Below are 26,524 nucleotides of genomic sequence, written 5' to 3'. Positions count from 1 at the left end.
GTAGTCAATAACTGTCCAAACAACCAAAAACCCTCCTAAACTGGGTCAATGGGTGACGACGACAGGCTACGGGCCGTGGTGGCGCTGGCGCAGGCCATGGCGGCCGCGCAGAGTCCGCGCGAGACGTGGCGGGCGGCGGCGGTGGGGGCGGGCAGTGCGCTGCAGGGGAGCTTTTCGGCTCTCTCGGTCTGGGAGCGTGAACTCGGCCGCCTCAAAGTCCTGGTCAACGTAGGGGAGTTGGCGGACGGGGAGGCCGAGTTCCCCGAGGACGAGACGTACCCCGTCCACCAGTTCCCGGAGATCACCGAGTTCCTGCACGAGAAGTGGGCGGGCGGCGGCCAGCCCAACGCCTGGGTGGAAACGGCGGCGGGCCCGTCCGAACCGACGGCCGGCTACTGCCACCAGCGCGTGGCGGCGCTGCGGCGCCGGGGGAGGGGCTGCTGCGTGGTGGCGCCGATCGTCCTCCGCGGCCGTGCCTGGGGCGAGCTGTACGTGGCCCGCCCGGCGGGAGCGCCGATCTTCGACCCGGCGGACGCGGACTTCGCGACGGTGCTCGCGTCGGTGGTAGCGGCAGGAATCGCCCAGACGGAACGCCTCGAAGAGGTCCGCAAACTGGCCTTCACGGATCCCTTGACGGGCTTGGCGAACCGCCGAGCAGTGGACATACGCCTGGACGAGGCGATCGAGAAGCACCGCACGACGGGCGCGACGGTGAGCCTGGTGGTCTGCGACCTGAACGGCCTGAAGAAGGTCAACGACACCCTGGGCCACGCAACGGGCGACCGCCTCCTCGAACGCTTCGGCTCGGTCCTCTCGCTCTGCGGCGCGATGCTGCCGGGGGCGCTGGCGGCCCGCCTGGGAGGAGACGAGTTCTGCCTCCTGTCGGTGGGCCCCACGGCGGACGAGGTGATCCACGCCTCGACCGAACTCTGCATCAGGGCGGCCGAGTTGGACCTGGGCGAGGGAGTGGCCTGCGGCGTCGCATCAACAGGCGACCCCATCGGCCCCCTGCGCTCGGCCCGCCGCCTGTTCCGCCTGGCGGACGCGGCCCAGTACAGCGCAAAGGCAACCCGCTCCCCGAAGCCGGTGGTGGCGGGCAGAGACGGCGCGGTCATCCGCCTCGCGGACGCCCCTCCGTCACGCACGGACCGCCGCCGCTTCCGGGGCACGCGCCCGCAGCCGGGGCCCGGGTAGGCGGGGGAGGCGGGTAAGGGGCCAACCCCGCGTCCGGTGGTGACATCTTGGGTTTCAGTCCGTACGCTCCTGAATATGGATATGCACACCGTTGTGTTGGGGACGTCCGGGACCACCGCCGCCGACGTCATCGCCGTCGCCCGTGGGAACGCTCGGATCGAGCTCTCCGGGGAAGCCGTCGCCGCCCTTGCCGCCGCCCGTGAGATCGTCGACGCGCTCGCCGCCAAGCCCGAGCCCGTCTACGGCGTCTCGACCGGGTTCGGGGCGCTCGCCTCCCGGCACATCAGCCCCGAGCTGCGTGCGCAGTTGCAGCGCAACATCGTGCGGTCGCACGCCGCCGGCATGGGGCCGCGGGTGGAGCGCGAAGTCGTACGCGCGCTGATGTTCCTGCGGCTCAAGACCGTCTGCTCCGGGCACACCGGGGTGCGGCCCGAGGTCGCGCAGACCATGGCCGATGTTCTGAACGCGGGCATCACGCCTGTTGTTCATGAGTTCGGGTCGCTGGGGTGTTCCGGGGATCTTGCGCCGCTGTCCCACTGTGCGCTGACGCTGATGGGCGAGGGTGACGCCGAGGGTGCCGATGGTGTGGTGAAGCCCGCCGGGGAGCTGCTCGCCGCTGCCGGGATCGCTCCCGTCGAGCTGCGCGAGAAGGAGGGGCTCGCCCTCCTCAACGGGACCGACGGCATGCTCGGCATGCTCGTCATGGCGCTCGACGACCTGGAGATGCTCTACAAGAGCGCCGATGTCACCGCCGCGTTGAGCCTTGAGGCTCTGCTGGGGACTGAGAAGGTGCTTGCTCCTGAGCTTCATGCCATTCGGCCCCACCCGGGGCAGGGTGCCGCCGCCGCCAACATGCTCAAGGTCCTCGAGGGGTCCCAGCTCACCGGTCACCACCAGGACGACGCGCCGCGCGTCCAGGACGCCTACTCGGTGCGGTGCGCGCCGCAGGTCGCGGGGGCCGGGCGCGACACCCTTGCCTATGCGCGCGTCGTGGCCGAGCGGGAGCTCGCCTCTGCCGTCGACAATCCTGTGGTGCTGGCTGATGGGCGCGTGGAGTCCAACGGGAACTTCCATGGTGCGCCCGTTGCGTACGTGCTGGACTTCCTCGCCATCGCCGCCGCCGACCTCGGGTCCATCGCCGAGCGTCGCACCGACCGGCTCCTCGACAAGAACCGTTCGCACGGGCTGCCGGCCTTCCTCGCCGACGACGCCGGTGTCGACTCCGGGCTGATGATCGCCCAGTACACGCAGGCCGCGCTCGTGAGCGAGATGAAGCGGCTCGCGGTGCCCGCTTCCGTCGATTCGATTCCGTCCTCCGCCATGCAGGAGGACCACGTCTCCATGGGGTGGTCGGCCGCGCGGAAGCTGCGGACCTCCGTCGCGAACCTCGCCCGGATCGTCGCCGTCGAGTTGTACGCGTCGACGCGTGCGATCGAGTTCCGTGCGGGGCTCGCCCCGGCGCCTGCCTCGCAGGCCGTCATCGACGCCGTACGGAAGGCGGGGGTCGAAGGCCCCGGCCCCGACCGGTTCCTCGCGCCGGACCTTGCCGCGGCGGACGAGTTCGTACGGGGTGGCGGCGTGGTCACGGCCGTCGAGACCGTGACCGGAGCGCTCGCCTAGGCGCTACTTGGCAGACGTGTTCGCAGCGGGCTGCGGCTGTGCGACCTGGTGGTCCACCGTCGCGACCCGCTGCTGCTGTTCCTGCGTCGCATTCGCCGACGGCACGAACCACAGGGCGGCGAGCAGAGTGCCCGCGGCGGTGGCGGTCAGCAGCGGGCGGCGTACGGAAGCGGACGCGTGCACGAATCGATCTCCCTTGTGGCATACACGAATTGGCCCCCTGTGCGGTGATGTTAGTGACCCCGGGCCACCTGAGGAAAGCCCTGGCCACCCCCGTGTTCGCGAGATGATTCGGGAGAGGAGGATGGGGTACCCGGCGTGGCGTTGTTCACAGGCGACGCATATGCGGAACCGAATCATCGGTATGGGTGTTAATACGGGGTAAGGCAGGGGATTCGCCAACGATGGAGATGCGTGTGAAGAGGGACAGCAAGCGGCGCAGGGCTCTGATAGCCGCGTCTGCGGTGCTCGGCGGCGTTGTGGTGCTGTCGGCGTGCAGTGGCAGCAGCGACAAGGGGAGCGACTCGACCGGGTCGAAGTCGTCGTCGCAGGCGCAGGCGGACAAGGCCGCTGCCGAGGACACCTCAGCCGCCAAGATCACCATCGCGCCCAAGGCCGGTACGCAGAACGCCGGTATCAACAGTGACGCCAAGGTCACCGTCAGCGAGGGCAAGCTGACGCAGGTGGCGATGACCACCGCGGCCGGTGCCGCCGTCAAGGGCACGATCTCCGCCGACGGGCTCAGCTGGAAGCCGGACGCCCAGCTCGACCGGTCGACCACGTACAAGATCGACGCGACCGCCGAGGACTCGAAGGGCCGCCAGGCCCACGAGAACTCGTCGTTCACGACCGTCTCGCCGGCCAACAGCTTCATAGGGAACTTCACCCCCGAGGACGGTTCGACCGTCGGCGTGGGCATGCCGGTCTCGATCAACTTCAACAAGACGATCACCGACAAGAAGGCCGTCCAGTCCGGCATCACGGTGACGTCGAGCGCCGGTCAGGAAGTCGTCGGGCACTGGTTCTCCGGTACACGGCTCGACTTCCGCCCCGACCAGTACTGGAAGGAAGGGTCGACGATCACCCTGAAGCTGGCCCTGGACGGCGTCGAGGGCGCCAACGGTGTCACCGGCGTTCAGGACAAGACCGTCACCTTCAAGATCGGCCGCAACCAGGTCTCCGTGGTCGACGCCAAGGCGCACACCATGAAGGTCACGCAGGACGGGAACGTCATCAAGACGATCCCGATCTCGGCGGGCTCGCCGGAGCACACCACGTACAACGGCCAGATGGTGATCTCCGAGAAGTACAAGCAGACCCGTATGAACGGTGCGACGGTCGGCTTCACGGACTCCGACGGCAAGGGCGAGTACGACATCAAGGACGTCCCGCACGCCATGCGGCTGTCCAACTCGGGCACCTTCATCCACGGCAACTACTGGGGCGCCAAGTCGATCTTCGGCTCGACCAACACCAGCCACGGCTGTGTCGGCCTGTCCGACACCAAGGGTGCGGGCGACCCGAACACGTCGGCCGCGTGGTTCTACAACCACTCGCTCATCGGTGATGTCGTGATCGTCAAGAACTCCAACGACAAGACCATCCAGCCCGACAACGGCCTCAACGGCTGGAACCTGAACTGGTCGTCGTGGAAGGCCGGTTCGGCCGTCTGACCGACCTGATCAACGCGCTGTAGCACGGCGGCCGTCCCTCCGGGAACGGCCGCCGTCTGCGTTCTCATGCGACTCTCACACTGGCCTTATCCCACCATCACCACAGCGCCTTAATTTCGCGCCATGTTCTTCACCTACCTCCGGCGCGAACTGCGCCGCCGCAGAAAAGCGGCACTGGTCATCGCGTCGGGGCTCGCCCTCGGCATCGCCCTGGTCATCGTGGTCTCCTCGGTCTCCTCGGGCATGGGCAAGGCGCAGGACAAGGTCCTGCAGTCGCTGTACGGACTCGGTACGGACATGACCGTCACCAAGGCCGCCGCCGCGCCGGGCACCACGGGCGCCACCACCCGCCCGAAGTTCAACTTCGACGCCCAGGGCAGCGGCGACGCCAAGACGCAGTCCACCGACCGCGTCATGGTCCAGGGCTTCCAGACCCTCGCCGCCTCCACCGTCACCAAGGTCGGCAGCCAGAGCGGCGTCTCCGGCGCCGTCGGCGGGCTCTCGCTGACCGTGATGAAGGTCGACGGGCAGTTCACCCGCGGCGAGTTCAAGCAGACCCCCGGCACGGGCACCGGCGGCGGCCAGGGCGGCCGCAACGGCGGCGGAGGCAACCAGCAGCCGCAGGGCGAGGTCCGCGGCGGCGGGGCCAACTTCGACGTCAACTCCTACACCGTCTACGGCACCGACGTCGCTCACCTGGGCCTCGGCCCGATGACCTCGTCGAAGATCACGTCCGGGCGTACGTTCACGTCCTCGGAGACCAACGCCAAGGTCGCCGTGGTCGACGCCTCGTACGCCAAGGAGAAGAAGCTCAAGGTCGGTTCGACCGTCACCATCCACGCGGTCAAGTTCAAGATCGTCGGTGTCGCGACCCCCGACAGCGGTGACGCGGCGGCCAACCTCTACATCCCGCTGACCCAGGCGCAGACCCTCTCCTCCTCGAAGGACAAGGTCACCACGGTCTACGTCCAGGCCACCGACTCGAAGCAGATCTCCGGCGTGAAGTCGGCCATCCAGAAGAACGTCTCGGGCACCACGGTCACCACCTCCGCCGACCTGGCGAAGTCCGTCTCCGGCTCGCTGTCGACCGCCTCCAACCTGGCGACCAACGTAGGCAAGTGGCTCTCCATCGCCGTCCTCGTCGCCGCGTTCCTGGTGGCCGGACTGCTCACCTCCTCCGCCGTCAGCCGCCGTGTGCGCGAGTTCGGCACGCTCAAGGCGCTCGGCTGGAAGAGTGGGCGCGTCACCCGTCAGGTCATGGGCGAGGCCCTGGTCAACGGCCTTCTCGGCGGGATCCTCGGCATCGCGGTCGGCCTGGCCGGCGCGTACACCGTGACCGCGATCAGCCCGACCCTCTCCGCCTCGCTCGGCTCCACGGGCGGCGGCGCGGGCGGTGGCGGCGGTGGCTTCGGCGGGGGCGGCGGCTTCGGCGGTCCCGGCCGTCAGGCCGCCTCCAAGGCCGTCGACATCGCACTGACCGCGCCCGTCTCGGTCTCCACCATCGGCATCGCGGTCGCTCTCGCTGTCGGCGGCGGACTCGTCGCGGGCGGCTTCGGCGGCTGGCGCGCATCGCGGCTGCGTCCCGCGGACGCGCTGCGCCGCGTCGAGTAGTCCCGGCCCCCGCCCCGATCTTCCTTACGTACAGCAGGAGTTGAGAGCGATCCCATGTATGAACTCAGCGGCGTCATCAAGCGCTACGCCAAAGGCAAGAAGACCGTCGACGCGCTCGCCGGCGTCGACCTGACCATCGAGGACGGCGGCCGGCTCGTCATCCAGGGCCCCACCGGCGGCGGCAAGTCCACCCTGCTGCAGATGCTCGGCGGGCTCGACCGGCCGACGGCCGGCAGCGTCGTCCTGGACGGCGTCGACCTGGCCAGGCTCAGCGAGGCCAAGCTGACGAAGGTACGGAGCGAGAACATCGGCTTCGTCTTCCAGTCCTTCAACCTCATCCCGACGCTCACCGCCCAGGAGAACGTCGAGACGGCCCTCGTGCCGCTCGGTCTCAAGGCCAAGGAGCGGCGCGCCCGGGCCGCCGAGGCGCTGGAGTCGGTGGGGCTCGGTGAGCGCTTCGGGCACCTCCCCGGCGAGATGTCCGGCGGTCAGCAGCAGCGCGTCGCGATCGCCCGCGCGTTGGTCAAGAAGCCGAAGGTGCTCCTGGCCGACGAGCCCACCGGCAACCTCGACGAGGGTATGCGCGACGAGATCATGGACGTACTGGAAGGGCTGTGGAAGGACCACGGCCTGACGTTCATCATGGTCACGCACGACACGACCCTCGCGAAGCGGGCGCCGCGGCTGGCCACGATCCGCAAGGGCAGGGTCACCGTCACGGAGAACCCGAAGAGCGCGGCTGCCGCGTAGGGGAGTTGGGGCGTCGTACGGAAATGCCCGGCCCCTCGGCGGGGGCCGGGCATACGCTCGCCGGTATGCAGATCACCACACTTCCCACCCCGCCCTCCGACGCCGACGTCGCCGCCTGGCACCGCACCGTCACTGCCGCCCAGTCCCACGACCTGCCCCCGGGGGTGCCCGCCCAGGGCCCCGTCGAGACGGCGGGGCGGCTGCGGACCGCTTCGGTGCACGGGCGGTCCACGCACCGGGTGGCGGGGGAGTTCGACGGGGTGGCCTCCGTGCTGCTCTCGGAGGCCGAGGGCAATGAACACACCGCGTTCCTGGACGTGTTGACGGTACGGCCCGAGGCGCGGCGCCGGGGTGTGGGCGCGGCGCTCTGGCAGGACGTACGGGCGGAACTGGTCGCGTCAGGGCGCAGTGCGGTCTCGGTCATGGTCGAGGTGGACGGTCCCGGGGAGGTCTTCGCGCGGGCACAGGGCTTCGAGATGGTGCTGCCGCTGGCGTGGTACGTACAGGACGTGACGGCTCCGTCCCCCGCACCTCAACTCCCGGACGGCTACCGGCTGGTGGCGTGGTCGGGCGTCGTACCGGACGCGTACGCGGAGAGCTCGGCAGTGGCGCACGAGGCGATGGAGGACGCGCCGACGGGCGACGTCGAGGAGCAGGCGCCGACGTGGACGGCGGACCAGGTGCGGGCCGCGGTGCAGATCGTGCTCGACCGGGGCGGCCGGATGCTGACGGTGGCGGCGCTGGACGCGGAGGGCGCGATGGCGGCGTACACGGAGGTGGTGCTGCGGGACCCGGCGGATGCGCGGGCGCTCCAGTACGACACGGTGGTGGTGCCGGCGCACCGGGGCAAGGGGCTGGGCCGGGCGGTGAAGCTGCGGATGCTGGAGGAGGTGCGGCGGGCGGAGCCGGGGGTGCGGGCGATCGGGACGACGGTGGCGGACGAGAACGGCCCGATGCTGGTGGTGAACGAGGGGCTGGGGTACGTGCGGGAGCGGGGACTGGCGGTGTACCAGGCCAAGCTCTAGGCGGAGCCCGCCGTGACGCTGAGAGCGAAGCCCGGCCCCGCTCCGGCCGGATCCGCATACGTTGGGCCCATTACCCGTCCCTGGTAAGGGAGTTGACCACACCCATGACCGACGACATCCCCACCCTCTACGACTGGGCCGGCGGAGCAGACGCGCTGTCGCGGCTCACCGAGGCCTTCTACGTGCACGTCCGCAAGGACGAGCTCCTCGCCCCGGTCTTCGCCGAGATGTCCTCCGCCCACCCCGCCCATGTCGCCCTCTGGCTCGGCGAGGTCTTCGGGGGCCCGGCCACGTACACCTCCGAGCACGGCGGTTACCCCGCCATGCTCGCCCACCACCTCGGCAAGGCCATCACCGAACCGCAGCGCCGCCGCTGGGCATCCCTGCTCATGGACGCCGCCGACGAGGTGGGGCTGCCCGACGACCCCGAGTTCCGGTCCGCGTTCGCCGCGTACATCGAGTGGGGCACGCGCATCGCCCTGACCAACTCCCAGCCCGGCGCCACCCCGCCGCCCCGCGCCCCCGTCCCGCACTGGGGCTGGGGTGTGGCACCTCCGTACCAGGGCTGACTCAGCGGTGCTGGGGCGCGGCGGCCGCGTCCACGCCCCAGCTCGCGAGCAGCCGCAGCGACTCCGCCGACGCCGAACCCGGCTCCGCGTGGAAGGTGACCAGCGACAGGTCGTGGTCGTCGGGGAACTTCAGGGTCTCGTACGAGAGGGTCAGCTCGCCCACCACCGGATGGTGCAGCCGCTTCACCCCGTGCCCCTTCTCCGTCACCGTGTGCGCCGCCCACAGCGTCCTGAACTCGTCGCTCTTGACGGAGAGTTCACCCACCAGGGCGGAGAGCTGCGGATCGTCCGGCGAGCACCCCGCGTACAGCCGCAGCACGCTCACCACCTCCGTCGCCTTGCACTCCCAGTCCATGTACAGCTCGCGCTGCGTCGGATTGAGGAAGACCTGGCGCGCCACGTTCCGCTCGGCGGGCGGGACCGACGCGAGGTCGCCGAAGAGCGCCTGCCCGAGCCGGTTCATGCCGAGGATGTCCAGGCGCTGACCGAGCAGATACGCCGGTACGCCCTCCATCGCGTCCATCAGGTGCTGGACGTCCGCCCGCACCTTCTGCGTCCGCCACGCGGGCTGCCGCTTCTTCTTCGTCTTCGGCTTGGCGAGGTGAGTGAGATGCGCCTGCTCGGCGTCCGTCAGCCGCAGGGCGCGCGCGATCGCGTCCAGGACCTCGGTCGACACATTGCGTCCGTTGCCCTGCTCCAGGCGCGTGTAGTACGCCACCGACACCCCGGCCAGCTGCGCCAGCTCCTCGCGCCGCAGCCCCGGCACGCGCCGCGCCCGGCCGTGCTCCGGCAGCCCGACGTCCTCGGGCTTGAGGCGGGCACGGCGGGAGCGGAGGAATTCGCTGAGTTCGGCGCGCTGGTCCATGACATCCAGTATCCGTGGTCGTACGTCCACGATCCTGTCCCTGCCAGTAGTACGTTCGCCAGGCGTAGGCACAGCAGTGACCTGGGTAAACCCTTCGCACTCAGGCAGGCTGTACTGAGACACCCCCCTCCTGAGGAGATCGTTCCGCATGAGCATCACCACCGTCGCTGCTTACGCCGCCCCCTCGGCCAACGCCCCGCTGGAGCGCACCACCGTGCCGCGCCGCCCGGTCGGCGAGCACGACGTACTGATCGACATCAAGTTCGCGGGCATCTGCCACTCCGACATCCACCAGGCCCGCAACGGCTGGGGCGAGGGCATCTTCCCGATGGTCCCGGGCCACGAGATCGCCGGCGTCGTCGCCGAGGTCGGTGACGGAGTGACCAAGTTCAAGGTCGGCGACCGCGTGGGCGTCGGCTGTTTCGTGGACTCGTGCCGTGAGTGCGAGTACTGCAAGCAGGGCCTGGAGCAGTACTGCTCGGGCGCCGGAGTCTCCACGTACAACGGTGTCGGCAAGGACGGCGAGCCCACCTACGGCGGCTACTCCACCCACATCGTCGTCGACGAGAACTACACCCTCCGCATCCCGGACGGCATCAACCTCGACGAGGCCGCCCCGCTGCTCTGCGCCGGCATCACCCTCTACTCCCCGCTCGCCCACTGGAACGCGGGCCCGGGCAAGAAGGTCGCCATCGTCGGTCTCGGCGGCCTCGGCCACATGGGCGTCAAGATCGCGCACGCGCTCGGCGCCGAGGTGACCGTGCTCTCGCAGTCGCTGCGCAAGCAGGAGGACGGCAAGAAGCTCGGCGCCGACCACTTCTACGCCACCAGCGACCCGAAGACCTTCGAGGAGCTCGCGGGCACCTTCGACCTGATCATCTCGACGGTCTCGGCGCCGCTGGACTTCTCCGCGTACCTCTCCCTCGTCAAGACGGACGGCGCGCTGGTGAACGTGGGCGCCCCCGAGGAGCCGATCTCGCTCAACCTGTTCTCGCTGATCGGCGGCCGCAAGACCCTCGCCGGTTCCATGATCGGCTCCATCGGTGAGACCCAGGAGATGCTGGACTTCTGCGCCCAGCACGGGCTCGGCTCGGAGATCGAGCTGATCAACGCGGACCAGATCAACGAGGCGTACGAGCGCGTCATCAAGAGCGACGTGCGCTACCGCTTCGTGATCGACACGGCGACGATCTGATCGGCATCACCCGCATTACCTCTGCGGTAATCGACGCATGACGCCCTCCCCGGGAGGATCGGTACTACCGATTCCGACCGGGGAGGACCCGTTCTCATGACTGCTTACGCGATAGGCAACCTGCGCCCCACCGAGGCTCTCGTCCACGAGGACGTCATCGTCTACATCGAGCGCATCCAGTCGACCCTCGACCCCTTCGGCGGCCGCTTCCTCCTCCACTTCGCGACCCCCGAGGTGCGCGAGGGCCAGTGGCCGACCGCGCCGGTGATCATCGGCTTCCCGGGGATCGAGGAGGCGCGCGCCTGGTACGACTCCCCGGCCTACCAGGAGCTGATCCCGCTCCGGACGAAGCACATCGACGGGGACATCATCCTGGTGGAGGGCGTCGCGCCGGACTACGACCCCCGCAAGACGGCGGCGCGGATCCGCGAGGCGCAGGCTCAGTAGGCGGAGCGCTCAAGTCGTGGCATTTCGTTGAGTAGTTAGGGTTGGCCTCCCGGCGGACCTGTTTCTGCTCGACGACTGATCGGAACCGCTTGTGCCGCTCTCCACCGAGACGAGCCGACTGCCCTCGCAGCGTACGAACAACGGCGATCTCGCGCGGACACCTGCCTTCCTGCATCGCCACCGTGTGCCGCTGCTGGCCGCAGCCCTCGCCGTACCTCTGTATCTGCTGTGGGCGATCTTCCTCGCCACGGGCGGCGGGGACCTCGCGGCGCAGGTCGCCTGGGCCGACTTCGTATCGCGCCACCCCGGCTCTCCGTACAACCTCTCCTGGTACGGCGGCTCCTACGTCGGCAACTACAGCCTCATCGCACCGCAGTTGATGGCACTGTGCGGTGTGCGCACGGTCACGGTGCTGTCAGGGATCGCGGGTTCCTGGCTGGCCGCGAGCCTGTTCGTGCGGAGCGGTGTCCGCCGGCCTCTGTGGCCCGCCCTGCTCGCCACGCTCACTCTGTGGTGCAACGTGGCGTCCGGGCGCTCCACCTTCGCTCTGGGCGTGGCGCTCGCCCTGGTCTCGTGCCTGGCGCTGATGGGGAGCCCGCACCGACTCGTGGTGGCCGCGCTGTTCAGCGCGCTGGCCACCATGGCCAGCCCGGTCGCCGGGCTGTTCCTGCTGGTCGTAGCCGCGGGCCTGCTGTTGGACCGCGATGTCCGCAGAGCCGCCGCACTCGCTGCCCCGCCGGTGGCCGTGGTCGGGCTGACGACCCTGTTGTTCCCCTTCAGCGGCGAGATGCCGATGGCGGCGAGCGATGTCTGGAAGCCGGTTCTCTTCAGTGTGCTGCTCGCCGTGCTGGCACCGAGGGACTGGCGGGTGGTGCGTTACGGCGCGGGGGTCTATGCGGTGGGGGTGGTGCTGACGGCCCTTGTCCCGTCCCCGGTCGGCTCGAACGTGATTCGCCTTGCCGAGCTGTTCGGACCGCCGGTTCTGCTGGCAGCGCTCCTGGCGCACGGAGTGCAGCTGGTCCGCAGGATCGCGTTCGCCCTGGCCCTGGCGCTCTCCGTGCAGTGGGTCGCACAGCACACTGTCCATGTGCTCCGCATGTCAACTCCCGTACCGTCGTGGGCGAGCGAGACGAAAGGCGTGGTGGCCGCTCTCGACCGTCTCGGTGCCGACCGCACGCGTGTCGAAGTGGTGCCGGCCGTCAACCACAGGGAGACGAGCGCGCTGGGCCCGCATGTCGATCTGGCCCGGGGCTGGAATCGCCAGCTCGATGCGGAGCGGGGCGGGCTCTTCTACGACGGCACCTTCTCCGCCGCCACGTACCGTTCCTGGCTGGACCGTTGGGCTGTCGGCTATGTCGTACTGCCGGAGGGGACCCCGGACTGGGCCGCCGAGGACGAGGCCGCACTGGTGAGGGCGCAGCCGAGCTGGCTGAAGCTCGTATGGCAGGACTCCGGCTGGCGCATCTATCAAGTCAAGGACGCCACGCCCCTGGTGGCGGGCGCCGGGGCATCCGTGGTCAGCAGCGACGGTGCCGATCTGGTGGTGCGCGCCCGTGGACGAGGGCCTGTGACGGTGCGCATCGCATATTCCCCGTGGCTCCGTGCCGACGGAGGATGCCTGGAGAGGACGGGGGAATGGACGCTGCTGAACGTCCCCGCGGCCGGTGAATACCGCATCGATTCGTCGTATCGACCCCACTGGGGCGCACGGTGCTGACCGTTGCGGGGTCCTTAACCTCCTCCTGCCGTGCGCGTACGCCATCACCGTCGACCCGTGCACGCTCGCGCAGGGCGCGCGGGCGGCGCGGGGGTACGGCAGGGGGCCGATACGGGCCGCCGCATTCAGCCGTACGGGTGTCTGGGCGTGGACCTGCCCCGGCTACGCCTGTGAACCCGGGCCTGCGGTGGGCGGAGGTACGCCTTCCGGGGCGGGGGGATCGGCGCCGGAGGGCGGACTTCCGGGGCGGGCCGGCGGCGCCCGCAGCTCCGAGGGCTTGCAAGTGACGTACCGTCAAAAACCGTCATGTGCCGGATATTGAGGCACGGATACGCCCCTGCTCGTGTCCCGGTTTCGCCACATACAGAACGCCTCGCCAGGGCGCCGCACCCCTCCCCGAGAGTCCGCAACCGCCCCGATCCCGGCCCCCGTCCCTCACCGCGAAGGCCGACCCACGGGGGATGCGGCCGACCATCTCGGGGGAGACCACCATGAACACGCAGACCGCACCCACCAGCACAGACACCACGACCCGCGCCACCCGCCGACGACGCACCGTCGCCCTCGGAATGGCCACACTCTTCGCCGCGGCGGCCGTCGCCACGACCACCTCCTGCGCGGGCCACCCGGCGAAGTCGGCCTCCGCGCCGGCCAAGGCGGCGGCGAAGACCGCGCCGTCGACCTCGAAGCCGGCCGTGGAGGGCAAGGCTTTCGGCCTCAACCCCTACGCCTGGGCGACCCGTAGTCCGAGCAAGTACGGCATCTACGGCATCACCGCGCACGGCCAAAGCTTCAGCTACAGCCAGGTGCGGCTCGCCGTCTTCAAGGACGGCGGTTTCCCCGGCGTCCCGAGCTGGACCGGGACGACCACCGCGCACTACGTCTCCGGGCGCCCCGGCGGCGGCTTCGACGTCACGACGGGCCTGCTGGACTGCACCGCGTACGGCTACCGGCTGAACGCGACGATGATGGTCCTGGACCTCGCGACCAACACCTGGTCGAACAAGGTCCGTGTCTCGACGGGCTGCGGCAACAACTGACGGCGCGGGGGCCGGAGTTACGTCCTGGTCCCCGTCCCCGACTGCACGTCGGACTGCGGGAGCGCACTGCCCGCGGTCCACTTCGCCCAGGAGAGGTTCCAGCCGTTGAGGCCGTTGTCCGCGGAGACGTCACCGCCGCCGTCGGAGTTCTTGACGACGACGAGGTCGCCGAGCAGCGAGTTGCTGTAGAACCAGGACCCGGGCATCGACGCGTCTCCGCCGCCCTGCACGTCCTGCAGGCCGATGCAGCCGTGACTGGTGTTCTCCGAGCCGAAGATGGACGGGTTCGACCAGTAGTTGCCGTGGATGAAGGTCCCGGAGTCGGTCAGCCGCTGGGCGTGCGGGACATCGGGGATGTTGTACTCGTCGCCGAGCCCGACCGTCGTGGAATCCATCTTGGTCTGCTCGAACTGCTCCTCGATGGCCATGATGCCGTTCCACGTCGGGTGCTCCGGGGAGCCGGCCGACACCGGGATCGTCTTGAGCGTCGCGCCGTCCCTGACGACGGTCATCTGATGCGTTGCCGCGTCGACGGTGGAGATCTGCTTGCGGCCGACGGTGAAGGTGAAGGACTTGTTCTGCACCCCGAACACACCCTGGGAGACCTCGACGCCGTCGAGGTCGAAGTCGACCGTCACGGTGGAACCGGCGGTCCAGTACTCCTTGGGCCGGAAGTCGAGCCGCTGCGAGCCGAACCAGTGCCCGACGGCCGTCTGCCCGCTGCTCGAAGTGATCGTGACGGCGGACTCGACGGCCTTCTTGTCGGTGACGGGTTTGTCGAGCTTGAAGGAGACCTCCATGCCGACGCCGACCTTGCTGTTGTTCTCCGGGGTGTAGTACGCGATCGCCGAATCCGCCTTCGAGACGGTGGTGAAGTTCGAGGTGCGGGTCGCGGTCTTCCCGTTGGAGTCCTTGGCCTTCGCGGTGAGCGTGTACTTGGTGCCGCGCTCCAGGGCGCGCGAGGACTTCCAGGAGGTCTTCGAGGCGTCGGTGACGCCGGGTACGGAGACGCCGGTGAGGGGGTCGGCGAGGGTGACGGAGGTGAGGGTTCCGTCGTCCACGGAGGCCTTGACGGTGCCGGAGGTGATGGAGACGTCGGTGGCGTTGTTCTTCGGGGTGAGGGTGAGGGTGGCGGCGGGTGCGCTGGAGGGCGTACTGGAGCTGTGGTTTCCGCTTCCCCCGCCGGACCCGCTGGAACACCCCGCCAGCGCCACCACGGCCGCGACGGGCGCCGCCACCAGGGCGGTCCAGCGACCGCGGCGCCGGCCTCCGGCGGACTGCGTGGATATCAAGGCTCAGGCCTCCCAGCGCGGGGCGCTGTGCCCCGTATGTGGCGAAATTCCCTCCACAGCAGTCTGCCGGACGGACCGGAATCCGACACCTTCTCAGCCGGCGAGCAGCTGGGGCAGCTTCCGCATGTCCTCGAAGACGACGGTGTCAGGACCTTCGAGCCAGGCGGCGGGGGTGAGCCCGCCCGCGTACCCGAAGGAGCGCATACCGGCGGCGCGGGCGGCGCGTACGCCGTACTTGCTGTCCTCGACGACGGCGCAGGCGGCGGGGTCCACGCCCAGCTGCCGGGCGGCGTGGAGGAAGAGATCGGGCTCGGGCTTGCCGCGGTCGACCTCGGTGGCGCTGAAGATGCGCCCCGCGAAGCGCTCGTACAGGCCGGTGCGCCCCAGGGTGTGCCGCATCTTGTCGTGGCTGCCGCTGGACGCGACGCAGACGGGGAGCCCGAGGAGCCCGATGCGGTCGAGGGCCTCGTGGATGCCGTCGACCGCGACGAGCTCACGGTCGACGGCCTCGCGGTGCAGCTCCTCGAAGCGCGCCTGCCAGGCGACGGCGGCCTCGGCGCCGAGTCGCGCGGCGACCTGCTCCCCGTTGGAGGCGGCGGACCGCCCGACGAAGAGCTCCATGACGTCGGCCTCGGTCAGCGGCCAGCCGAGTTCGGCGCCGATGGCGACCTGGACGCGTACGGCGATGCGCTCGCTGTCGACGAGGACGCCGTCGCAGTCGAATATGACGAGCTCAATGGGTGTGATCACCGCTGAAGTGTGCCTCAGGCAGGCAGCACGAGGACGTACGGCCCCCGCACGGTGCTCCCGTCGGGCAGCGTCCATCCGGCGGTGACGTGTCCGGGGGCGTCATGACCGTCCCCGGCGAGCAGGACGCGCTGCACGCGGATGCTCAGCCCGTCGAGGGCGCCGTCTTCGAGGTGGGTGACGACGGAGGGGTCGGGGGTGTCGCTGATGCTCTGGGCCTGAGGGACGGCCTTCCCGGCGAGAAGGGCGGTCAACTCCTGTACGAGAACGGGGTCTTGAGTCCCGTCGTACACCCAGCGCTTGCCGAGGACCCCGTGCTCGGTGATCCCGATGAGGGCGTCGTCGGCACCGTCGAGGGGAGCGGCGCGATAGGTGAACGGGACGTGATAGGTGACGACTTGACCCCCGGAGACATCCCGCACGGCCATGAACTCGATGCCGACTTCCCCTTCGGGATCGTCGAGCCGGAACCCGCCGACCTTGGAGAGTTGGGTCGCGGACTCGTCCCCGAGATACCAGGACTGCACGGGCAGCCACTCGGCGAGGAGTTCGAGCTTGGTGGGGGTGAGGGTGGTGTGGTGGATGGAGGCCATGCGATGGCGCCTTTCCCGAGTCCTGAGCACGTGTGACCGGCGCTCATCCTGCCATTCGGTTCTGGCCCCGGGCCCTAGAGGATGCCCCCGGTGGCGCGCAGGTTCTGGCCCGTCATCCAGCGGCCGTCCGAGCCCGCCAGGAAGGCGACGACGTCCGCCACGTCCTCCGGGGTGCCCAGGCGGCCCAGCGGCGTCATGCCGGCGACCCGTTCCAGCGCCTCCGGAGGGTTGGCGTTGCGGAGGAGGTCGGTGTCCGTGGCGCCGGGGGAGACCGTGTTGGCGGTGATGCCGCGTGCGCCCAGCTCGCGCGAGGCGGCCAGGGTGAGCTGCTCCACGGCGCCCTTGCTCGCCATGTACGAGGCGGCGCCGGGGGCGGGGCGGACCGTGTTGAGGGTGGAGATGTTCACGATGCGGCCGCCGTCGCGGAGGTGCCGGGCCGCGTAACGCATGGTCAGGAAAACGGACTTGGCGTTCACCGTCATCGTACGGTCGAAGTCCGCCTCCTCGGTGTCGGCGAGGGGAGCGATCTCGATGGCGGCGGCCGCGTTGTTGACGAGGATGTCGAGCCCGCCGAGCTGCTGGTCGGCGGCCTCCATGAGGGCTTCGGCGGCGCCGGGTTCGGCCAGGTCGAGCTGGAGCGCGATGACGGTCCCGCCGGCCGCCTCCGCTTTCCGTACGACCTCGTCCGCCGCGTCCTTGCTCCGCGCATAGTTGAAGACGACCGCGGCCCCGTCGCGCGCGAGCCGCAGCACGATGGCCCGCCCGATGCCGCGCGAACCCCCGGTCACAACCGCGGTCTTGCCTTCGAGTGCCGCCATGGCCCCGCCCCTCCCGCTCCTGAACGACCTTGCCCGGCGACGTTACCCGTGCGGAGAGGATGCTGGTCAAGCCCTCGGTGTGAGCTGCTCCACTGCGGCGCGCAGTTCCTCGAAGCGGGCGTCCTGGGGTCTGGACCCGGCCATGTCGCTGAGGGCGCAGGCGGTGAACTTGAAGCCGTCGGGCGTGATGAACTCGGCACCCCAGTTCCCCAGACGCACGTCCGCGACGCGGTCCCACGGCAGGCACTGGGTCCCCCAGGGATTGACCATCACGATGAGGTCGGCTCTCAACTCCAGGCGTACGCGCAGCACACAACACCACATGAAGACGTACGCGCCGAGGGCGAGACCCGCGTACAGGCCGGCCGACTCGAGGCTTCCCACGGTGGGGTGATGCGCCAGGCGCAGGGTTTCCACCAGCGCCTTGAGCGCGGTGGCGCCGATGGCGATGTAGGCCACGAGCGGGCCCGGCCCGTCCACGCGCCACACATGCACGGGCGCGTTGGTTTCCTCGGCCATGGCGTAACTGTGCCCGGCCCGGTGGGCCTTGAACAGGCCGCAGTCCGGTCCGACCGCAACTCCCGTCGCGAGGGCGCCGTCCGCTTCGGGCAGACGCTGGTCATGCCCGCCGCGCCGTGACGGCGCGGACCGTGCTCAGCCCTCCGCGCGCGCCGGCAGCCGCCACCCCGGCCGCGCGAAGTGGCAGGTGTACCCCTCCGGGTAGCGCTCCAGGTAGTCCTGGTGCTCCGGTTCCGCCTCCCAGAACGGGCCCACCGGCTCCACCTCCGTGACGACCTTCCCCGGCCAGAGCCCGGACGCGTCCACGTCCGCGATCGTGTCCTCCGCGATCCGCTTCTGCTCGTCGTCCGCGTAGTAGATCGCCGAGCGGTAGCTCAGGCCGATGTCGTTGCCCTGGCGGTTCTTCGTGCTCGGGTCGTGGATCTGGAAGAAGAACTCAAGGAGCGCGCGGTAGTCCGTCCCCGTCGGGTCGAAGAGGATCTCGATGGCCTCCGCGTGCGTGCCGTGGTTGCGGTACGTCGCGTTCGGGACGTCGCCGCCCGTGTAGCCGACCCGCGTTCCCGTCACTCCGGGGAGCCGGCGGATCAGGTCTTCCATGCCCCAGAAGCATCCGCCCGCGAGTACGGCCCTCTGTGTCTGCGCAGCCATTGCGGCTCCTCCAAAAATCGTCGGCTCGGTGCCGTCCCTCTCAACGTACGAAGGGCCCCGACGATTCCGCCGCCCCCTCAGGCCGTCGCCCTGACCGTCCGCTCGCGCGCCTTCACGTACGTCTTCGCCGTGTCCCCGTAGTACGACCACGGGAAGCCGCCCACGTACCCGTCCACCAGCAGGAACTGCTCCAGCGCCGCCTCGTGGCGCTCCAGCTTCACCAGGTACCAGGCCAGCAGCAGCCGCACCTCGCGCAGCCGCGGGTGGTCCTCGGAAGCCGCCGCCACGTCCGCCGCGAGGGCGTCCACCAGGGCCGCCACCTCGGGGGAGCCGTAGCCGCGCGAGGTGTGGCCGAAGGACTCGTGTTCGTACCAGCAGATCAGGGGGAGCGCCGTGAGCAGGCTGCCCTGCGGGGCCGTCGCGGCGGCGTGGGCCGCGAAGTCCGTGCCCAGTTCGACCGAGCCGCGCCACTTCTGGCACCAGTACTGCAGGGCGCTGTAGTGCGCCGAGTAGTGGTACGGGGCCCGCGCCGTGATCTGCGCCCAGAGCCTGCGCATCTCCTCGTGCGGGTAGCCGAGGGCCAGCGCCACCCAGATCTCGCTGATCGCGGGGGTCGGGTCCGTCGGGTTCAGTTCGGCGGCGCGGGCGATCTCCGACCGGGCCTGGCGCATCATCCGGTGGAAGCCGTCGAACTGCTCCTGGGTGGTCTTCTTCGCCGTGGCGCTGCCGCGCAGTGCGCCTGCCACCGACACCGTGGTGTCGGCCCGTACGACCGCCGCGTCCGGGTCGTCGGGGCGGGCGCTCTCCCAGGCGACCAGCCAGGCGTCGTCCTTCGCACCGGCGCTCCCGAGCGAGCTCACGAAGGCCGCGCGCCGCTCCCAGTCGGCTCCGGTCGCGACGAGCAGCGCGGCCGCGGGCTGCCAGTCGCCGGCGCGGGCCGCGGTCAGCGCGGCGGCCAGGGCGGGGTCGGCGGGGGCGGCGCGCTCGGTGTCCAGCTGGTCCGCGGGGAGGAAACCGAGCTCCCGCGAGCGGGCGGACTGGGCGGGGGCGGAGGACTTCACGCCGAACTTCTCCGGGTCCAGCCGCTTCTTGTTCTTCAGCCAGGAGTAGACGACCAGCGCGAGAATGATCAGGGGTATGAGCCGTGCCATGAGAGGGGGATCCGATCGTCCGGGTCAGGTGAGGGTGTGCCAGTGGCACGGCGCCTGAGCGGAGTGGAGTATCCCCTGTCGCAGGTCAGTGGGGCAATGTTGCCGGGCTCCCGCCGTTCGCCTCGTACCCCGCCACCGCCAGCGCCCGGTACACCGCGTACTCCGCCGCCGGGTCCGCGTTCATCGTCCACGGCAGCGCGCCCACATGGCCGTCCACGTGCATGAGTTGGTCCATCGCCTCCGCCCACCGCTCGCCGCGCACCAGGAAGAGGATCAGGAGGTGCCGTACGTGCGCGAGCATCGGGTCGTCCGGGCGGGCCGTGTGCACCGCGTGCAGCGCGCCCTCCATCGCACGGCGCACCACCGCGCTGCCGTAGAAGTCCTGGACCAGGACGATGTCGGGCAGGTGCTCGTACACCGCGAACAGCGGAAGCGCCGCCAGCATCGAACCCCTGGGCGCCCGCGCCGCCGCCGCGTGCGCGAACTCGTCCGCCAGTTCGCGCGAGCCGTGCCACTTCTCGCACCAGTAGTGCAGGGCCGCCAGATGCGCCCCCATGTGATCCGGTGCGCGGTCGATCACCTTCGCCCAGAGCTGCTCGAACTCGGCCTGGGGGTACGCGAGTCCGCGCGCCACCGCCAGTTCCGTGATGTACGGAACGGGGTCGCCCGGAGCGAGCAGCGCAGCCTCGCCGCAGACCGTCCGCGCCTCCTCCAGGATGATCCGGAAGTCGTCCGCGTGCGCCGCCGACGACCGCCACGCCTGCTGCACCAGGAACTCCGCGTGCACCTGCGCAGCGCCCGCGTCCTTCGGCGACTCCGCCCGCCACTTCCGCAGCCACGCCCCGCCGACCCCGGGCTGCTGCGCCAGCTCCAGCGACGCCGCGCCCGCGAAGGCCTGCACGCGCTGCAGCCGCACCTCGCCCTCCTTGGGCGTCCCCGCGAGCAGCTGTGACGCGGCCCGCCAGTCCTGGGTGCGCTGTACGACCTCCCACACGTTGAGGAGGTCCTTGTCCGGGCCCGGCAGCCGTACGTCGAGCAGCTCCTGCCGTACGAAGCCGTAGTTCGCCGGGTCCGCCCCGTCCGGATCCCCCGGCGACACCAGCTGGATGCCGCCGCCACCGCGCGCCGCCCGCCTGCGCCGCAGGATCGGGCCGACGGCCATCGTCAGCATGCAGAGCGCGAGCAGGATCCAGAGAATCTCCATGTCACAAGGGAACCAGACATGACTGACATCCGACCAACTACGCTCTGGCACCATGAGCGACCAGCACAGTGCGCACCAGAGTTTCGAGACTCTCGCCATTCACGCCGGGAACACCGCCGACCCCCTCACGGGCGCGGTCGTCCCGCCGATCTACCAGGTCTCCACGTACAAGCAGGACGGCGTCGGCGGACTGCGCGGCGGCTACGAGTACAGCCGCAGCGCCAACCCCACCCGCACCGCCCTGGAGGAGAACCTCGCGGCCCTGGAAGGCGGCCGCCGCGGTCTCGCCTTCGCCTCGGGACTGGCCGCCGAGGACTGCCTGCTGCGTACGCTGCTCAGCCCCGGTGACCATGTCGTCATCCCCAACGACGCGTACGGCGGCACCTTCCGCCTCTTCGCCAAGGTCGTCTCGCGCTGGGGCGTGGAGTGGTCGGTCGCCGACACCTCTGTCCCGGCAGCAGTACAGGCCGCGATCACCCCCCGTACGAAGGTCATCTGGGTCGAGACGCCCTCCAACCCGCTGCTCGGCATCACCGACATCGCGGCGGTCGCCGAGGTGGCGCGCACGGCCGGCGCGAAGCTGGTCGTCGACAACACGTTCGCGAGCCCCTACCTGCAGCAGCCCCTCGCGCTGGGCGCGGACGTGGTCGTGCACTCGCTGACCAAGTACATGGGCGGCCACTCTGACGTCGTGGGCGGCGCGCTGATCACCGCCGACCAGGAGCTGGGCGAGGAACTGGCGTACCACCAGAACGCGATGGGCGCGATCGCCGGCCCCTTCGACTCGTGGATCGTGCTGCGCGGCATCAAGACGCTGGCCGTACGGATGGACCGCCACAGCGAGAACGCGGGCCGGGTCGCGGAGATGCTCACCGCCCACCCCAAGGTCACCAAGGTCCTCTACCCGGGCCTGCCCGACCACCCCGGCCACGAGACCGCGGCCAAGCAGATGCGGGCCTTCGGCGGCATGGTGTCGTTCCAGGTCGCGGGCGGCGAGGAGGCGGCGGTCGAGGTCTGCAACCGCGCACAGCTCTTCACGCTGGGCGAGTCGCTGGGCGGCGTGGAGTCGCTGATCGAGCACCCGGGCCGGATGACGCACGCGAGCGTGGCGGGGTCGGCGCTGGAGGTGCCGTCGGATCTCGTACGACTGTCGGTGGGCATCGAGTCCGGCGATGACCTGCTCGCCGATCTCAAGCAGGCGCTGGGCTAGAAGCCTTCTACAGGCGGTGTCACCGTAGACGGTGGCACCGCCCACGGCTGGGCCACCGCCACCCACACCACGAACCCGATCACCACCACAACGAGCACCATCCACGCCGCCCGCCGCGCGACCCGCCGCCTGCGCTGCATCCGCGCCCCGCGCTCCGTGGCGCGGACCGCCAGGCCCGCGGGCACCACCGGATGCGGGGTCTCCAGCATCAGCCGGACCTCGGTCTCCTTGCGGTCGGGGGCGCTCATGGGATCGCCACCTGCCGCAGCGCGGACCCCGCACGCTTCTGCGAGCGCATCTCGGCGATCGCGCGCGTGCAGATCGCTCTGACCCGCTCCACCGGAAGCCCGATCAGCGCCGCCGTCTGCTCCTCGGCCACCCCTTCGTACAGCCGCAGCACCAGAATCAGCCGCTCCTGCGGCGACAGCCGGTCGAGGACCCCGCCCCTGATCCGGTGATAGCGCCACGCACCCCGCGCGAAACGCGAGGCCAGTTCCTGGCGGGTGCGGTCGTAGGGGTCCTCGCCGCGCAGCCTGTCCCAGCGGGCGTACGTTCCCGACAGGGCGGCCAGCAGCAGTCGTTGGGCCCGCGGGTTGTCCTCGACGGGCTCCGCGGTCAGCAGGGTGGCCGCATGCAGCAGCCGGCCTGCCGCGCCCGCGACGAATGCCTCGAACTCCCGGGCGTGGCGGACCTGTTGGGCCACCGAACGCTCGCGCACAGTACGACCTCCCTGCCCTCAACCTCATATGAGGGCAGGCAGGCCGCCCCGGTCAAGAGGCCGGAGTACCGCTTTCCTGCTGGCCCGCGGCCCGCACGGAGAGCGCCGAGTTGAAGCGGGTGAGCAGCGTGCAGAACGATTCGCGCTCGTCCTCCGTCCACCCGTCCGTCACCTGCGCCATCAACTCGCGCCGCGAGGAGCGGACCTCGCCCAGGCGGGCCTGACCGCGCGGGGAGAGCTGCAGGACGACCGCGCGGCCGTCCTCGGGGTGCGAGGTGCGCTTGACCAGGCCGGTGTCGACGAGCGGTGCGACCTGCCGGGTCACGGTCGAGGAGTCGATCCCCATCCCGGCAGCGAGCGCCTTGACGCCCATCGGACCCTCCAGGTCCAGCCGGTTGAGCAGGAGATACGCGGCCCGGTCCATGGAGTTGCGGACCTGGCCTACGCCCCCGAGCCTGGTCTGCTCGGCACGGCGGGCGAAGAGGGCGACCTGGTGCTGGAGCGCATCGAGGAGGCCTGGTTCGAGATCAGAAGTCATGTCCTGAGAAAGGGGCATGGCCGGGGGCTCAATTCGTGCGATGGTCGGTTGGTGGGGGACAGAGTACGCGGCCCGGGGCAGACCCGTACCGGCCGTGCGCAAACAAGTGCGCGCGCAGCGTCCAAGGGGCAGACGGACGGGCTCGCACGCCGCTGAGCTGCAAGACTTGCGGTCATGAGCTTCGGTACTCCAGACCCCTTGCAGACCCTGATCCTCGACGACATCCGCGGGGCCCAGAAGATGCTGTCCGGGGTGTCCCGTTCGACCGCGATGGAGGGCAGCCGCCATCTGTCGCGGCTGGTCGGCTCCCCGGTCCACTTCAAGTGCGAGAACCTCCAGCGCACCGGCTCCTTCAAGCTCAGGGGCGCGTACGTGAGGATCGCCGGCCTCAGCCCCGAGGAGCGGGCGGCGGGCGTCGTCGCCGCGAGCGCGGGCAACCACGCCCAGGGCGTCGCCCTCGCCTCGTCCCTCCTCGGCGTGCGCTCCACGGTGTTCATGCCGGTCGGCGCCCCGCTGCCCAAGGTCGCGGCGACGCGCGAGTACGGGGCGGAGGTGCGGATGCAGGGCCAGGTCGTCGACGAGACCCTCGCGGCCGCGCAGGAGTACGCGGAGCAGACGGGCGCGGTCTTCATCCACCCCTTCGACCACCTCGACATCATCGCGGGCCAGGGCACGGTGGGCCTGGAGATCCTGGAGCAGTGCCCCGAGGTGCGGACGATCGTCGTCGGGGTGGGCGGCGGCGGGCTGATCGCGGGGATCGCGGTCGCGGTGAAGTCGGTGCGGCCCGACATCAGGATCATCGGCGTCCAGGCGGCGGGCGCGGCCGCGTACCCGCCCTCGCTGGCCGCCGGGCACCCGGTCTCGATCCCGGCGCCGACCACGATGGCGGACGGCATCAAGGTGGGCCGCCCCGGCGACGTCCCCTTCGGGATCATCAAGGAGTACGTCGACGAGATCCGTACGGTCTCCGAGTACGAGCTCTCCAGCGCCCAGCTGCTCTGCCTGGAGCGCGCGAAGATGGTGGTCGAGCCGGCCGGTGCGTCCCCGGTGGCAGCGCTCCTCAGCAACCCGTCCTCCTTCGAGGGCCCGGTCGTGGCGGTCCTCTCCGGCGGGAACGTCGACCCGCTCCTGATGCAGCGCATCCTCACGCACGGCATGGCTGCGGCCGGCCGCTACCTCTCGCTGCGCCTGCGGCTGACCGACCGCCCGGGGGCGCTCGCCCATCTCCTCGGGGTGATGTCAGTGGCGGACGCTAACGTCCTTGATGTGGGTCACGTACGCATCGACCCGCAGCTCGGACTCAGCGAAGTGGAGGTGGAGTTGCACCTGGAGACGAAGGGCCCGGAGCACTGTGCCGAGGTCGGTGCGGCGCTGCGGGACGCGGGCTACACGGTCATCGAGTAAAACCCCTGCGATACGCGATGTATCGCGTTAGTGTGTGGTCCGCGAGCTGCTCACCGGGCGCCGTGCGCCCGACAAATCTAAGATTTGTGCAGGAACTCACCCAAAAAACTGGGGGAACCCACATGCCAGGCGCGATCTACGCCGAAGGCCTGGTCAAGACCTTCGGTGATGTACGAGCGGTGGACGGCGTCGATCTCGACGTACCGCAAGGCACGGTCCTCGGTCTGCTCGGCCCCAACGGAGCCGGCAAGACCACCGCCGTCCGCTGTCTGACCACCCTCCTGACCCCCGACAGCGGAACGCTGACGGTGGCGGGAATCGACGTCGTCAAGAACCCGAACGAAGTACGCCGCAACATCGGCCTCTCCGGCCAATTCGCCGCCGTCGACGAGTACTTGACGGGCCGCGAGAACCTCCAGATGGTCGGCCAGCTCTACCAGATGTCGGCCAAGGCGGCGAAGGCCCGCGCGGGCGAGCTCCTCGACCGCTTCAACCTCGCGGACGCCGCGGACCGCCCCTCCAAGACGTACTCCGGTGGCATGCGCCGCCGCCTCGACCTGGCGGCAGCGCTCGTCGTCTCCCCGCCGGTGATGTTCATGGACGAGCCGACGACCGGGCTCGACCCGCGCAACCGGCAGCAACTGTGGGACGTCATCCGGGAGTTGGTCTCCGGCGGCACGACCCTGCTGCTCACCACGCAGTACCTGGAGGAGGCCGACCACCTCGCCCACGACATCTGCGTCATCGACCACGGCAAGGTCATCGCGCGTGGCACCTCCGACCAGCTCAAGGCCCAGATCGGCGGCGAGCGCGTCGAGGTCGTCGTTCATGAACGCGACCAGATCGACCCGGCCGTCGAGGTCATGCGGGCGCTCGGCAAGGGCGAGGTGAAGGTCGAGGACCACACGCGCAGGCTGACGGTCCCGGTCACCGGCGGCGCCAAACTGCTGGCGGAGGTCATCCGAGACCTGGACGCGCGGGGAGTGGAGATCGACGACATCGGTCTGCGCCGCCCGACGCTCGACGACGTGTTCATCTCGCTGACCGGCCATGCGGCCGAGATGGACGAGGCCGAGAACGGGACCGAGAAGGAGGCCGACAAGTGAGTGCCATCACCGAGACCACGGTGAACTCCGTGGCTCCGCGGCCGCGCGGCGGACTCAGCCAGTCGGTCTCCGACTCGCTCGTCATAGCCAAACGCAATCTGATCCGGATGACCCGGATCCCGGAGATGATCATCTTCGGGCTGATCCAGCCGATCATGTTCGTGGTGCTGTTCAGCTACGTCTTCGGTGGCTCGATGGTCATCAACGGCTCGACCAACGCCGCGGACTACCGCGAGTTCCTGATGGCGGGCATCTTCGCCCAGACCGTCACCTTCGCCACCGCGGGTGCGGGCGCCGGCATCGCCGACGACATGCACAAGGGCCTGATCGACCGTTTCCGCTCCCTGCCCATGTCGCGCGGCGCGGTCCTCACCGGGCGCACCCTCGCCGACCTGGTCCAGACGGCGCTGACCCTGGTGGTCCTGGCGATCGTCGCGCTGCTGGTCGGCTGGCGCACCCACGAGAACATCGGAAAGGTGCTCGGCGCCTTCGGGCTGCTGCTGCTCCTCGGGTACGCGTTCTCCTGGATCGGGGCGCTGATCGGTCTCTCGGTCCGTACACCCGAGGCGGCCACGTCCGGCGGGCTGATCTGGCTCTTCCCGGTCACGTTCATCTCGAACGCGTTCGTGCCGACGGCCACGATGCCGGGCTGGCTGCAGCCCGTCGCCGAGTGGAACCCGTTCAGCGCGACCGTCCAGGCCTGCCGTGTGCTCTTCGGCAACCCGGGTGTGTCGACGTCCGACGCCTGGCCCATGCAGCACCCGGTCTGGGCCTCGCTGATCTGGTCGATCGTGATCCTGGTGGTCTTCCGGACCCTGGCCGTACGCAAGTACCGCTCGGCGACGGCCTGATCCCGATACCGAACTGGAG

General features: G+C 70.0%; 28 protein-coding genes. 15 read left to right on the top strand and 13 right to left on the bottom strand.

Annotated features, from left to right (window positions below; all coding sequences use genetic code 11):
* The first annotated feature begins 48 nt into the window (after positions 1-48).
* Positions 49-1,194 carry a GGDEF domain-containing protein gene (locus tag OG707_RS14095; protein WP_329118046.1) on the top strand — a complete coding sequence of 382 codons (1,146 nt, stop codon included), beginning with the start codon at positions 49-51 and terminating at the stop codon, positions 1,192-1,194.
* Positions 1,195-1,275: 81 nt separating this feature from the next.
* The gene (gene hutH / locus OG707_RS14090) at positions 1,276-2,814 is read left to right on the top strand and encodes a histidine ammonia-lyase (RefSeq protein WP_329127781.1); all 1,539 of its coding nucleotides are present in this window, start codon (positions 1,276-1,278) and stop codon (positions 2,812-2,814) included.
* Between the two features lie 3 nt (positions 2,815-2,817).
* On the opposite strand, the gene OG707_RS14085 is transcribed toward hutH, so the two are convergent.
* Complete coding sequence (locus OG707_RS14085; RefSeq protein WP_329128239.1) at positions 2,818-2,997, bottom strand: hypothetical protein; 180 nt, start codon at positions 2,995-2,997, stop codon at positions 2,818-2,820.
* 221 nt (positions 2,998-3,218) lie between these two features.
* On the opposite strand from OG707_RS14085, the gene OG707_RS14080 reads away from it, so the two are divergent.
* The 5 genes from OG707_RS14080 to OG707_RS14060 all read left to right on the top strand — a co-directional run bounded on the left by OG707_RS14080 (position 3,219) and on the right by OG707_RS14060 (position 8,442).
* The gene (locus tag OG707_RS14080; protein ID WP_329118044.1) at positions 3,219-4,487 is read left to right on the top strand and encodes a L,D-transpeptidase; all 1,269 of its coding nucleotides are present in this window, start codon (positions 3,219-3,221) and stop codon (positions 4,485-4,487) included.
* Positions 4,488-4,610: 123 nt separating this feature from the next.
* Complete coding sequence (locus OG707_RS14075; protein WP_329118042.1) at positions 4,611-6,098, top strand: ABC transporter permease; 1,488 nt, start codon at positions 4,611-4,613, stop codon at positions 6,096-6,098.
* Between the two features lie 54 nt (positions 6,099-6,152).
* On the top strand, positions 6,153-6,848 hold the full coding sequence (locus tag OG707_RS14070; RefSeq protein ID WP_329118040.1) for an ABC transporter ATP-binding protein: 696 nt from the start codon (positions 6,153-6,155) through the stop codon (positions 6,846-6,848).
* A 65-nt stretch (positions 6,849-6,913) separates the two neighbouring features.
* Positions 6,914-7,873, top strand: coding sequence for a GNAT family N-acetyltransferase (locus tag OG707_RS14065; RefSeq protein WP_329118038.1), 960 nt, complete (start codon positions 6,914-6,916; stop codon positions 7,871-7,873).
* Positions 7,874-7,977: 104 nt separating this feature from the next.
* Complete coding sequence (locus OG707_RS14060) at positions 7,978-8,442, top strand: group II truncated hemoglobin (RefSeq protein ID WP_329118036.1); 465 nt, start codon at positions 7,978-7,980, stop codon at positions 8,440-8,442.
* Position 8,443: 1 nt separating this feature from the next.
* On the opposite strand, the gene OG707_RS14055 is transcribed toward OG707_RS14060, so the two are convergent.
* Complete coding sequence (locus tag OG707_RS14055) at positions 8,444-9,307, bottom strand: helix-turn-helix domain-containing protein (protein ID WP_329118034.1); 864 nt, start codon at positions 9,305-9,307, stop codon at positions 8,444-8,446.
* A gap of 148 nt (positions 9,308-9,455) precedes the next feature.
* Between OG707_RS14055 and OG707_RS14050 the strand changes: the two genes are divergently transcribed.
* The 4 genes from OG707_RS14050 to OG707_RS14035 all read left to right on the top strand — a co-directional run bounded on the left by OG707_RS14050 (position 9,456) and on the right by OG707_RS14035 (position 13,706).
* A complete protein-coding gene (locus OG707_RS14050; protein ID WP_329118032.1) occupies positions 9,456-10,502 on the top strand; it encodes an NAD(P)-dependent alcohol dehydrogenase in 1,047 nt (348 codons plus the stop codon).
* A 96-nt stretch (positions 10,503-10,598) separates the two neighbouring features.
* Entirely contained in the window at positions 10,599-10,949 is a 351-nt protein-coding gene (locus OG707_RS14045) for a DUF1330 domain-containing protein (RefSeq protein WP_329118030.1), read from the top strand.
* A gap of 91 nt (positions 10,950-11,040) precedes the next feature.
* The gene (locus OG707_RS14040) at positions 11,041-12,666 is read left to right on the top strand and encodes a hypothetical protein (RefSeq protein WP_443071328.1); all 1,626 of its coding nucleotides are present in this window, start codon (positions 11,041-11,043) and stop codon (positions 12,664-12,666) included.
* 491 nt (positions 12,667-13,157) lie between these two features.
* Positions 13,158-13,706: a hypothetical protein gene (locus OG707_RS14035; protein WP_329118028.1), complete on the top strand. Its 549-nt coding sequence runs from the start codon at positions 13,158-13,160 to the stop codon at positions 13,704-13,706.
* A 17-nt stretch (positions 13,707-13,723) separates the two neighbouring features.
* On the opposite strand, the gene OG707_RS14030 is transcribed toward OG707_RS14035, so the two are convergent.
* The 8 genes from OG707_RS14030 to OG707_RS13995 form a co-directional block, all read right to left on the bottom strand.
* Positions 13,724-14,998, bottom strand: a complete 1,275-nt coding sequence (locus OG707_RS14030) for a L,D-transpeptidase (protein WP_329118026.1) — start codon at positions 14,996-14,998, stop codon at positions 13,724-13,726.
* Between the two features lie 93 nt (positions 14,999-15,091).
* The gene (locus OG707_RS14025) at positions 15,092-15,748 is read right to left on the bottom strand and encodes an HAD family hydrolase (protein WP_329118024.1); all 657 of its coding nucleotides are present in this window, start codon (positions 15,746-15,748) and stop codon (positions 15,092-15,094) included.
* Positions 15,749-15,762: 14 nt separating this feature from the next.
* Positions 15,763-16,338, bottom strand: a complete 576-nt coding sequence (locus tag OG707_RS14020) for a maltokinase N-terminal cap-like domain-containing protein (protein WP_329118022.1) — start codon at positions 16,336-16,338, stop codon at positions 15,763-15,765.
* A 74-nt stretch (positions 16,339-16,412) separates the two neighbouring features.
* Positions 16,413-17,156, bottom strand: a complete 744-nt coding sequence (locus OG707_RS14015) for an SDR family oxidoreductase (protein ID WP_329118020.1) — start codon at positions 17,154-17,156, stop codon at positions 16,413-16,415.
* A 66-nt stretch (positions 17,157-17,222) separates the two neighbouring features.
* Complete coding sequence (locus OG707_RS14010; RefSeq protein ID WP_329118018.1) at positions 17,223-17,675, bottom strand: hypothetical protein; 453 nt, start codon at positions 17,673-17,675, stop codon at positions 17,223-17,225.
* Between the two features lie 135 nt (positions 17,676-17,810).
* Positions 17,811-18,323, bottom strand: coding sequence for a peptide-methionine (S)-S-oxide reductase MsrA (gene msrA / locus OG707_RS14005; protein ID WP_329118016.1), 513 nt, complete (start codon positions 18,321-18,323; stop codon positions 17,811-17,813).
* Between the two features lie 77 nt (positions 18,324-18,400).
* On the bottom strand, positions 18,401-19,474 hold the full coding sequence (locus tag OG707_RS14000) for a hypothetical protein (protein ID WP_329118013.1): 1,074 nt from the start codon (positions 19,472-19,474) through the stop codon (positions 18,401-18,403).
* An 85-nt stretch (positions 19,475-19,559) separates the two neighbouring features.
* Positions 19,560-20,678, bottom strand: coding sequence for a hypothetical protein (locus OG707_RS13995; protein ID WP_329118011.1), 1,119 nt, complete (start codon positions 20,676-20,678; stop codon positions 19,560-19,562).
* A gap of 52 nt (positions 20,679-20,730) precedes the next feature.
* Between OG707_RS13995 and OG707_RS13990 the strand changes: the two genes are divergently transcribed.
* Positions 20,731-21,888 carry a cystathionine gamma-synthase gene (locus OG707_RS13990; RefSeq protein ID WP_329118009.1) on the top strand — a complete coding sequence of 386 codons (1,158 nt, stop codon included), beginning with the start codon at positions 20,731-20,733 and terminating at the stop codon, positions 21,886-21,888.
* On the opposite strand, the gene OG707_RS13985 is transcribed toward OG707_RS13990, so the two are convergent.
* Genes OG707_RS13985 through OG707_RS13975 form a run of 3 tightly spaced genes read right to left on the bottom strand, consistent with a single transcriptional unit; the run spans position 21,885 to position 23,162 of the window.
* The gene (locus tag OG707_RS13985; RefSeq protein WP_329118007.1) at positions 21,885-22,136 is read right to left on the bottom strand and encodes a hypothetical protein; all 252 of its coding nucleotides are present in this window, start codon (positions 22,134-22,136) and stop codon (positions 21,885-21,887) included. The genes OG707_RS13990 and OG707_RS13985 overlap by 4 nt on opposite strands.
* Complete coding sequence (locus tag OG707_RS13980; RefSeq protein WP_329118005.1) at positions 22,133-22,606, bottom strand: sigma factor-like helix-turn-helix DNA-binding protein; 474 nt, start codon at positions 22,604-22,606, stop codon at positions 22,133-22,135. Before OG707_RS13980 ends, OG707_RS13985 begins: the two co-directional genes overlap by 4 nt.
* 52 nt (positions 22,607-22,658) lie before the next feature.
* On the bottom strand, positions 22,659-23,162 hold the full coding sequence (locus OG707_RS13975; protein ID WP_329118003.1) for a MarR family winged helix-turn-helix transcriptional regulator: 504 nt from the start codon (positions 23,160-23,162) through the stop codon (positions 22,659-22,661).
* Positions 23,163-23,318: 156 nt separating this feature from the next.
* Between OG707_RS13975 and ilvA the strand changes: the two genes are divergently transcribed.
* From ilvA to OG707_RS13960, 3 genes are all read left to right on the top strand, one after another.
* Positions 23,319-24,548, top strand: a complete 1,230-nt coding sequence (gene ilvA, locus OG707_RS13970; protein WP_329118000.1) for a threonine ammonia-lyase — start codon at positions 23,319-23,321, stop codon at positions 24,546-24,548.
* 122 nt (positions 24,549-24,670) lie between these two features.
* Complete coding sequence (locus OG707_RS13965) at positions 24,671-25,654, top strand: ATP-binding cassette domain-containing protein (RefSeq protein ID WP_329117998.1); 984 nt, start codon at positions 24,671-24,673, stop codon at positions 25,652-25,654.
* Positions 25,651-26,505 carry an ABC transporter permease gene (locus OG707_RS13960; RefSeq protein WP_329117996.1) on the top strand — a complete coding sequence of 285 codons (855 nt, stop codon included), beginning with the start codon at positions 25,651-25,653 and terminating at the stop codon, positions 26,503-26,505. Before OG707_RS13965 ends, OG707_RS13960 begins: the two co-directional genes overlap by 4 nt.
* The last annotated feature ends 19 nt before the right edge of the window (positions 26,506-26,524 follow it).

Source organism: Streptomyces sp. NBC_01465 (genome assembly GCF_036227325.1).
In the GTDB taxonomy this organism is placed as follows: domain Bacteria; phylum Actinomycetota; class Actinomycetes; order Streptomycetales; family Streptomycetaceae; genus Streptomyces.
This window is presented reverse-complemented; position numbering and strand designations above follow the sequence as displayed.

Bases quoted from the DNA above. Each gene is read 5' to 3' on its own strand.
- OG707_RS14055 (WP_329118034.1), bottom strand. From the start codon at position 9,307: ATGGACCAGCGCGCCGAACTCAGCGAATTCCTCCGCTCCCGCCGTGCC.
- OG707_RS14070 (WP_329118040.1), top strand. From the start codon at position 6,153: ATGTATGAACTCAGCGGCGTCATCAAGCGCTACGCCAAAGGCAAGAAG.
- OG707_RS13985 (WP_329118007.1), bottom strand. From the start codon at position 22,136: ATGAGCGCCCCCGACCGCAAGGAGACCGAGGTCCGGCTGATGCTGGAG.
- OG707_RS14015 (WP_329118020.1), bottom strand. From the start codon at position 17,156: ATGGCGGCACTCGAAGGCAAGACCGCGGTTGTGACCGGGGGTTCGCGC.
- OG707_RS14000 (WP_329118013.1), bottom strand. From the start codon at position 19,474: ATGGCACGGCTCATACCCCTGATCATTCTCGCGCTGGTCGTCTACTCC.
- OG707_RS14095 (WP_329118046.1), top strand. From the start codon at position 49: ATGGGTGACGACGACAGGCTACGGGCCGTGGTGGCGCTGGCGCAGGCC.
- OG707_RS14065 (WP_329118038.1), top strand. From the start codon at position 6,914: ATGCAGATCACCACACTTCCCACCCCGCCCTCCGACGCCGACGTCGCC.
- OG707_RS13995 (WP_329118011.1), bottom strand. From the start codon at position 20,678: ATGGAGATTCTCTGGATCCTGCTCGCGCTCTGCATGCTGACGATGGCC.
- OG707_RS14010 (WP_329118018.1), bottom strand. From the start codon at position 17,675: ATGGCCGAGGAAACCAACGCGCCCGTGCATGTGTGGCGCGTGGACGGG.
- OG707_RS14035 (WP_329118028.1), top strand. From the start codon at position 13,158: ATGAACACGCAGACCGCACCCACCAGCACAGACACCACGACCCGCGCC.
- msrA (WP_329118016.1), bottom strand. From the start codon at position 18,323: ATGGCTGCGCAGACACAGAGGGCCGTACTCGCGGGCGGATGCTTCTGG.
- hutH (WP_329127781.1), top strand. From the start codon at position 1,276: ATGCACACCGTTGTGTTGGGGACGTCCGGGACCACCGCCGCCGACGTC.
- OG707_RS14045 (WP_329118030.1), top strand. From the start codon at position 10,599: ATGACTGCTTACGCGATAGGCAACCTGCGCCCCACCGAGGCTCTCGTC.
- ilvA (WP_329118000.1), top strand. From the start codon at position 23,319: ATGAGCTTCGGTACTCCAGACCCCTTGCAGACCCTGATCCTCGACGAC.
- OG707_RS13990 (WP_329118009.1), top strand. From the start codon at position 20,731: ATGAGCGACCAGCACAGTGCGCACCAGAGTTTCGAGACTCTCGCCATT.
- OG707_RS13965 (WP_329117998.1), top strand. From the start codon at position 24,671: ATGCCAGGCGCGATCTACGCCGAAGGCCTGGTCAAGACCTTCGGTGAT.
- OG707_RS14080 (WP_329118044.1), top strand. From the start codon at position 3,219: ATGGAGATGCGTGTGAAGAGGGACAGCAAGCGGCGCAGGGCTCTGATA.
- OG707_RS13975 (WP_329118003.1), bottom strand. From the start codon at position 23,162: ATGCCCCTTTCTCAGGACATGACTTCTGATCTCGAACCAGGCCTCCTC.
- OG707_RS14020 (WP_329118022.1), bottom strand. From the start codon at position 16,338: ATGGCCTCCATCCACCACACCACCCTCACCCCCACCAAGCTCGAACTC.
- OG707_RS14075 (WP_329118042.1), top strand. From the start codon at position 4,611: ATGTTCTTCACCTACCTCCGGCGCGAACTGCGCCGCCGCAGAAAAGCG.
- OG707_RS14060 (WP_329118036.1), top strand. From the start codon at position 7,978: ATGACCGACGACATCCCCACCCTCTACGACTGGGCCGGCGGAGCAGAC.
- OG707_RS14050 (WP_329118032.1), top strand. From the start codon at position 9,456: ATGAGCATCACCACCGTCGCTGCTTACGCCGCCCCCTCGGCCAACGCC.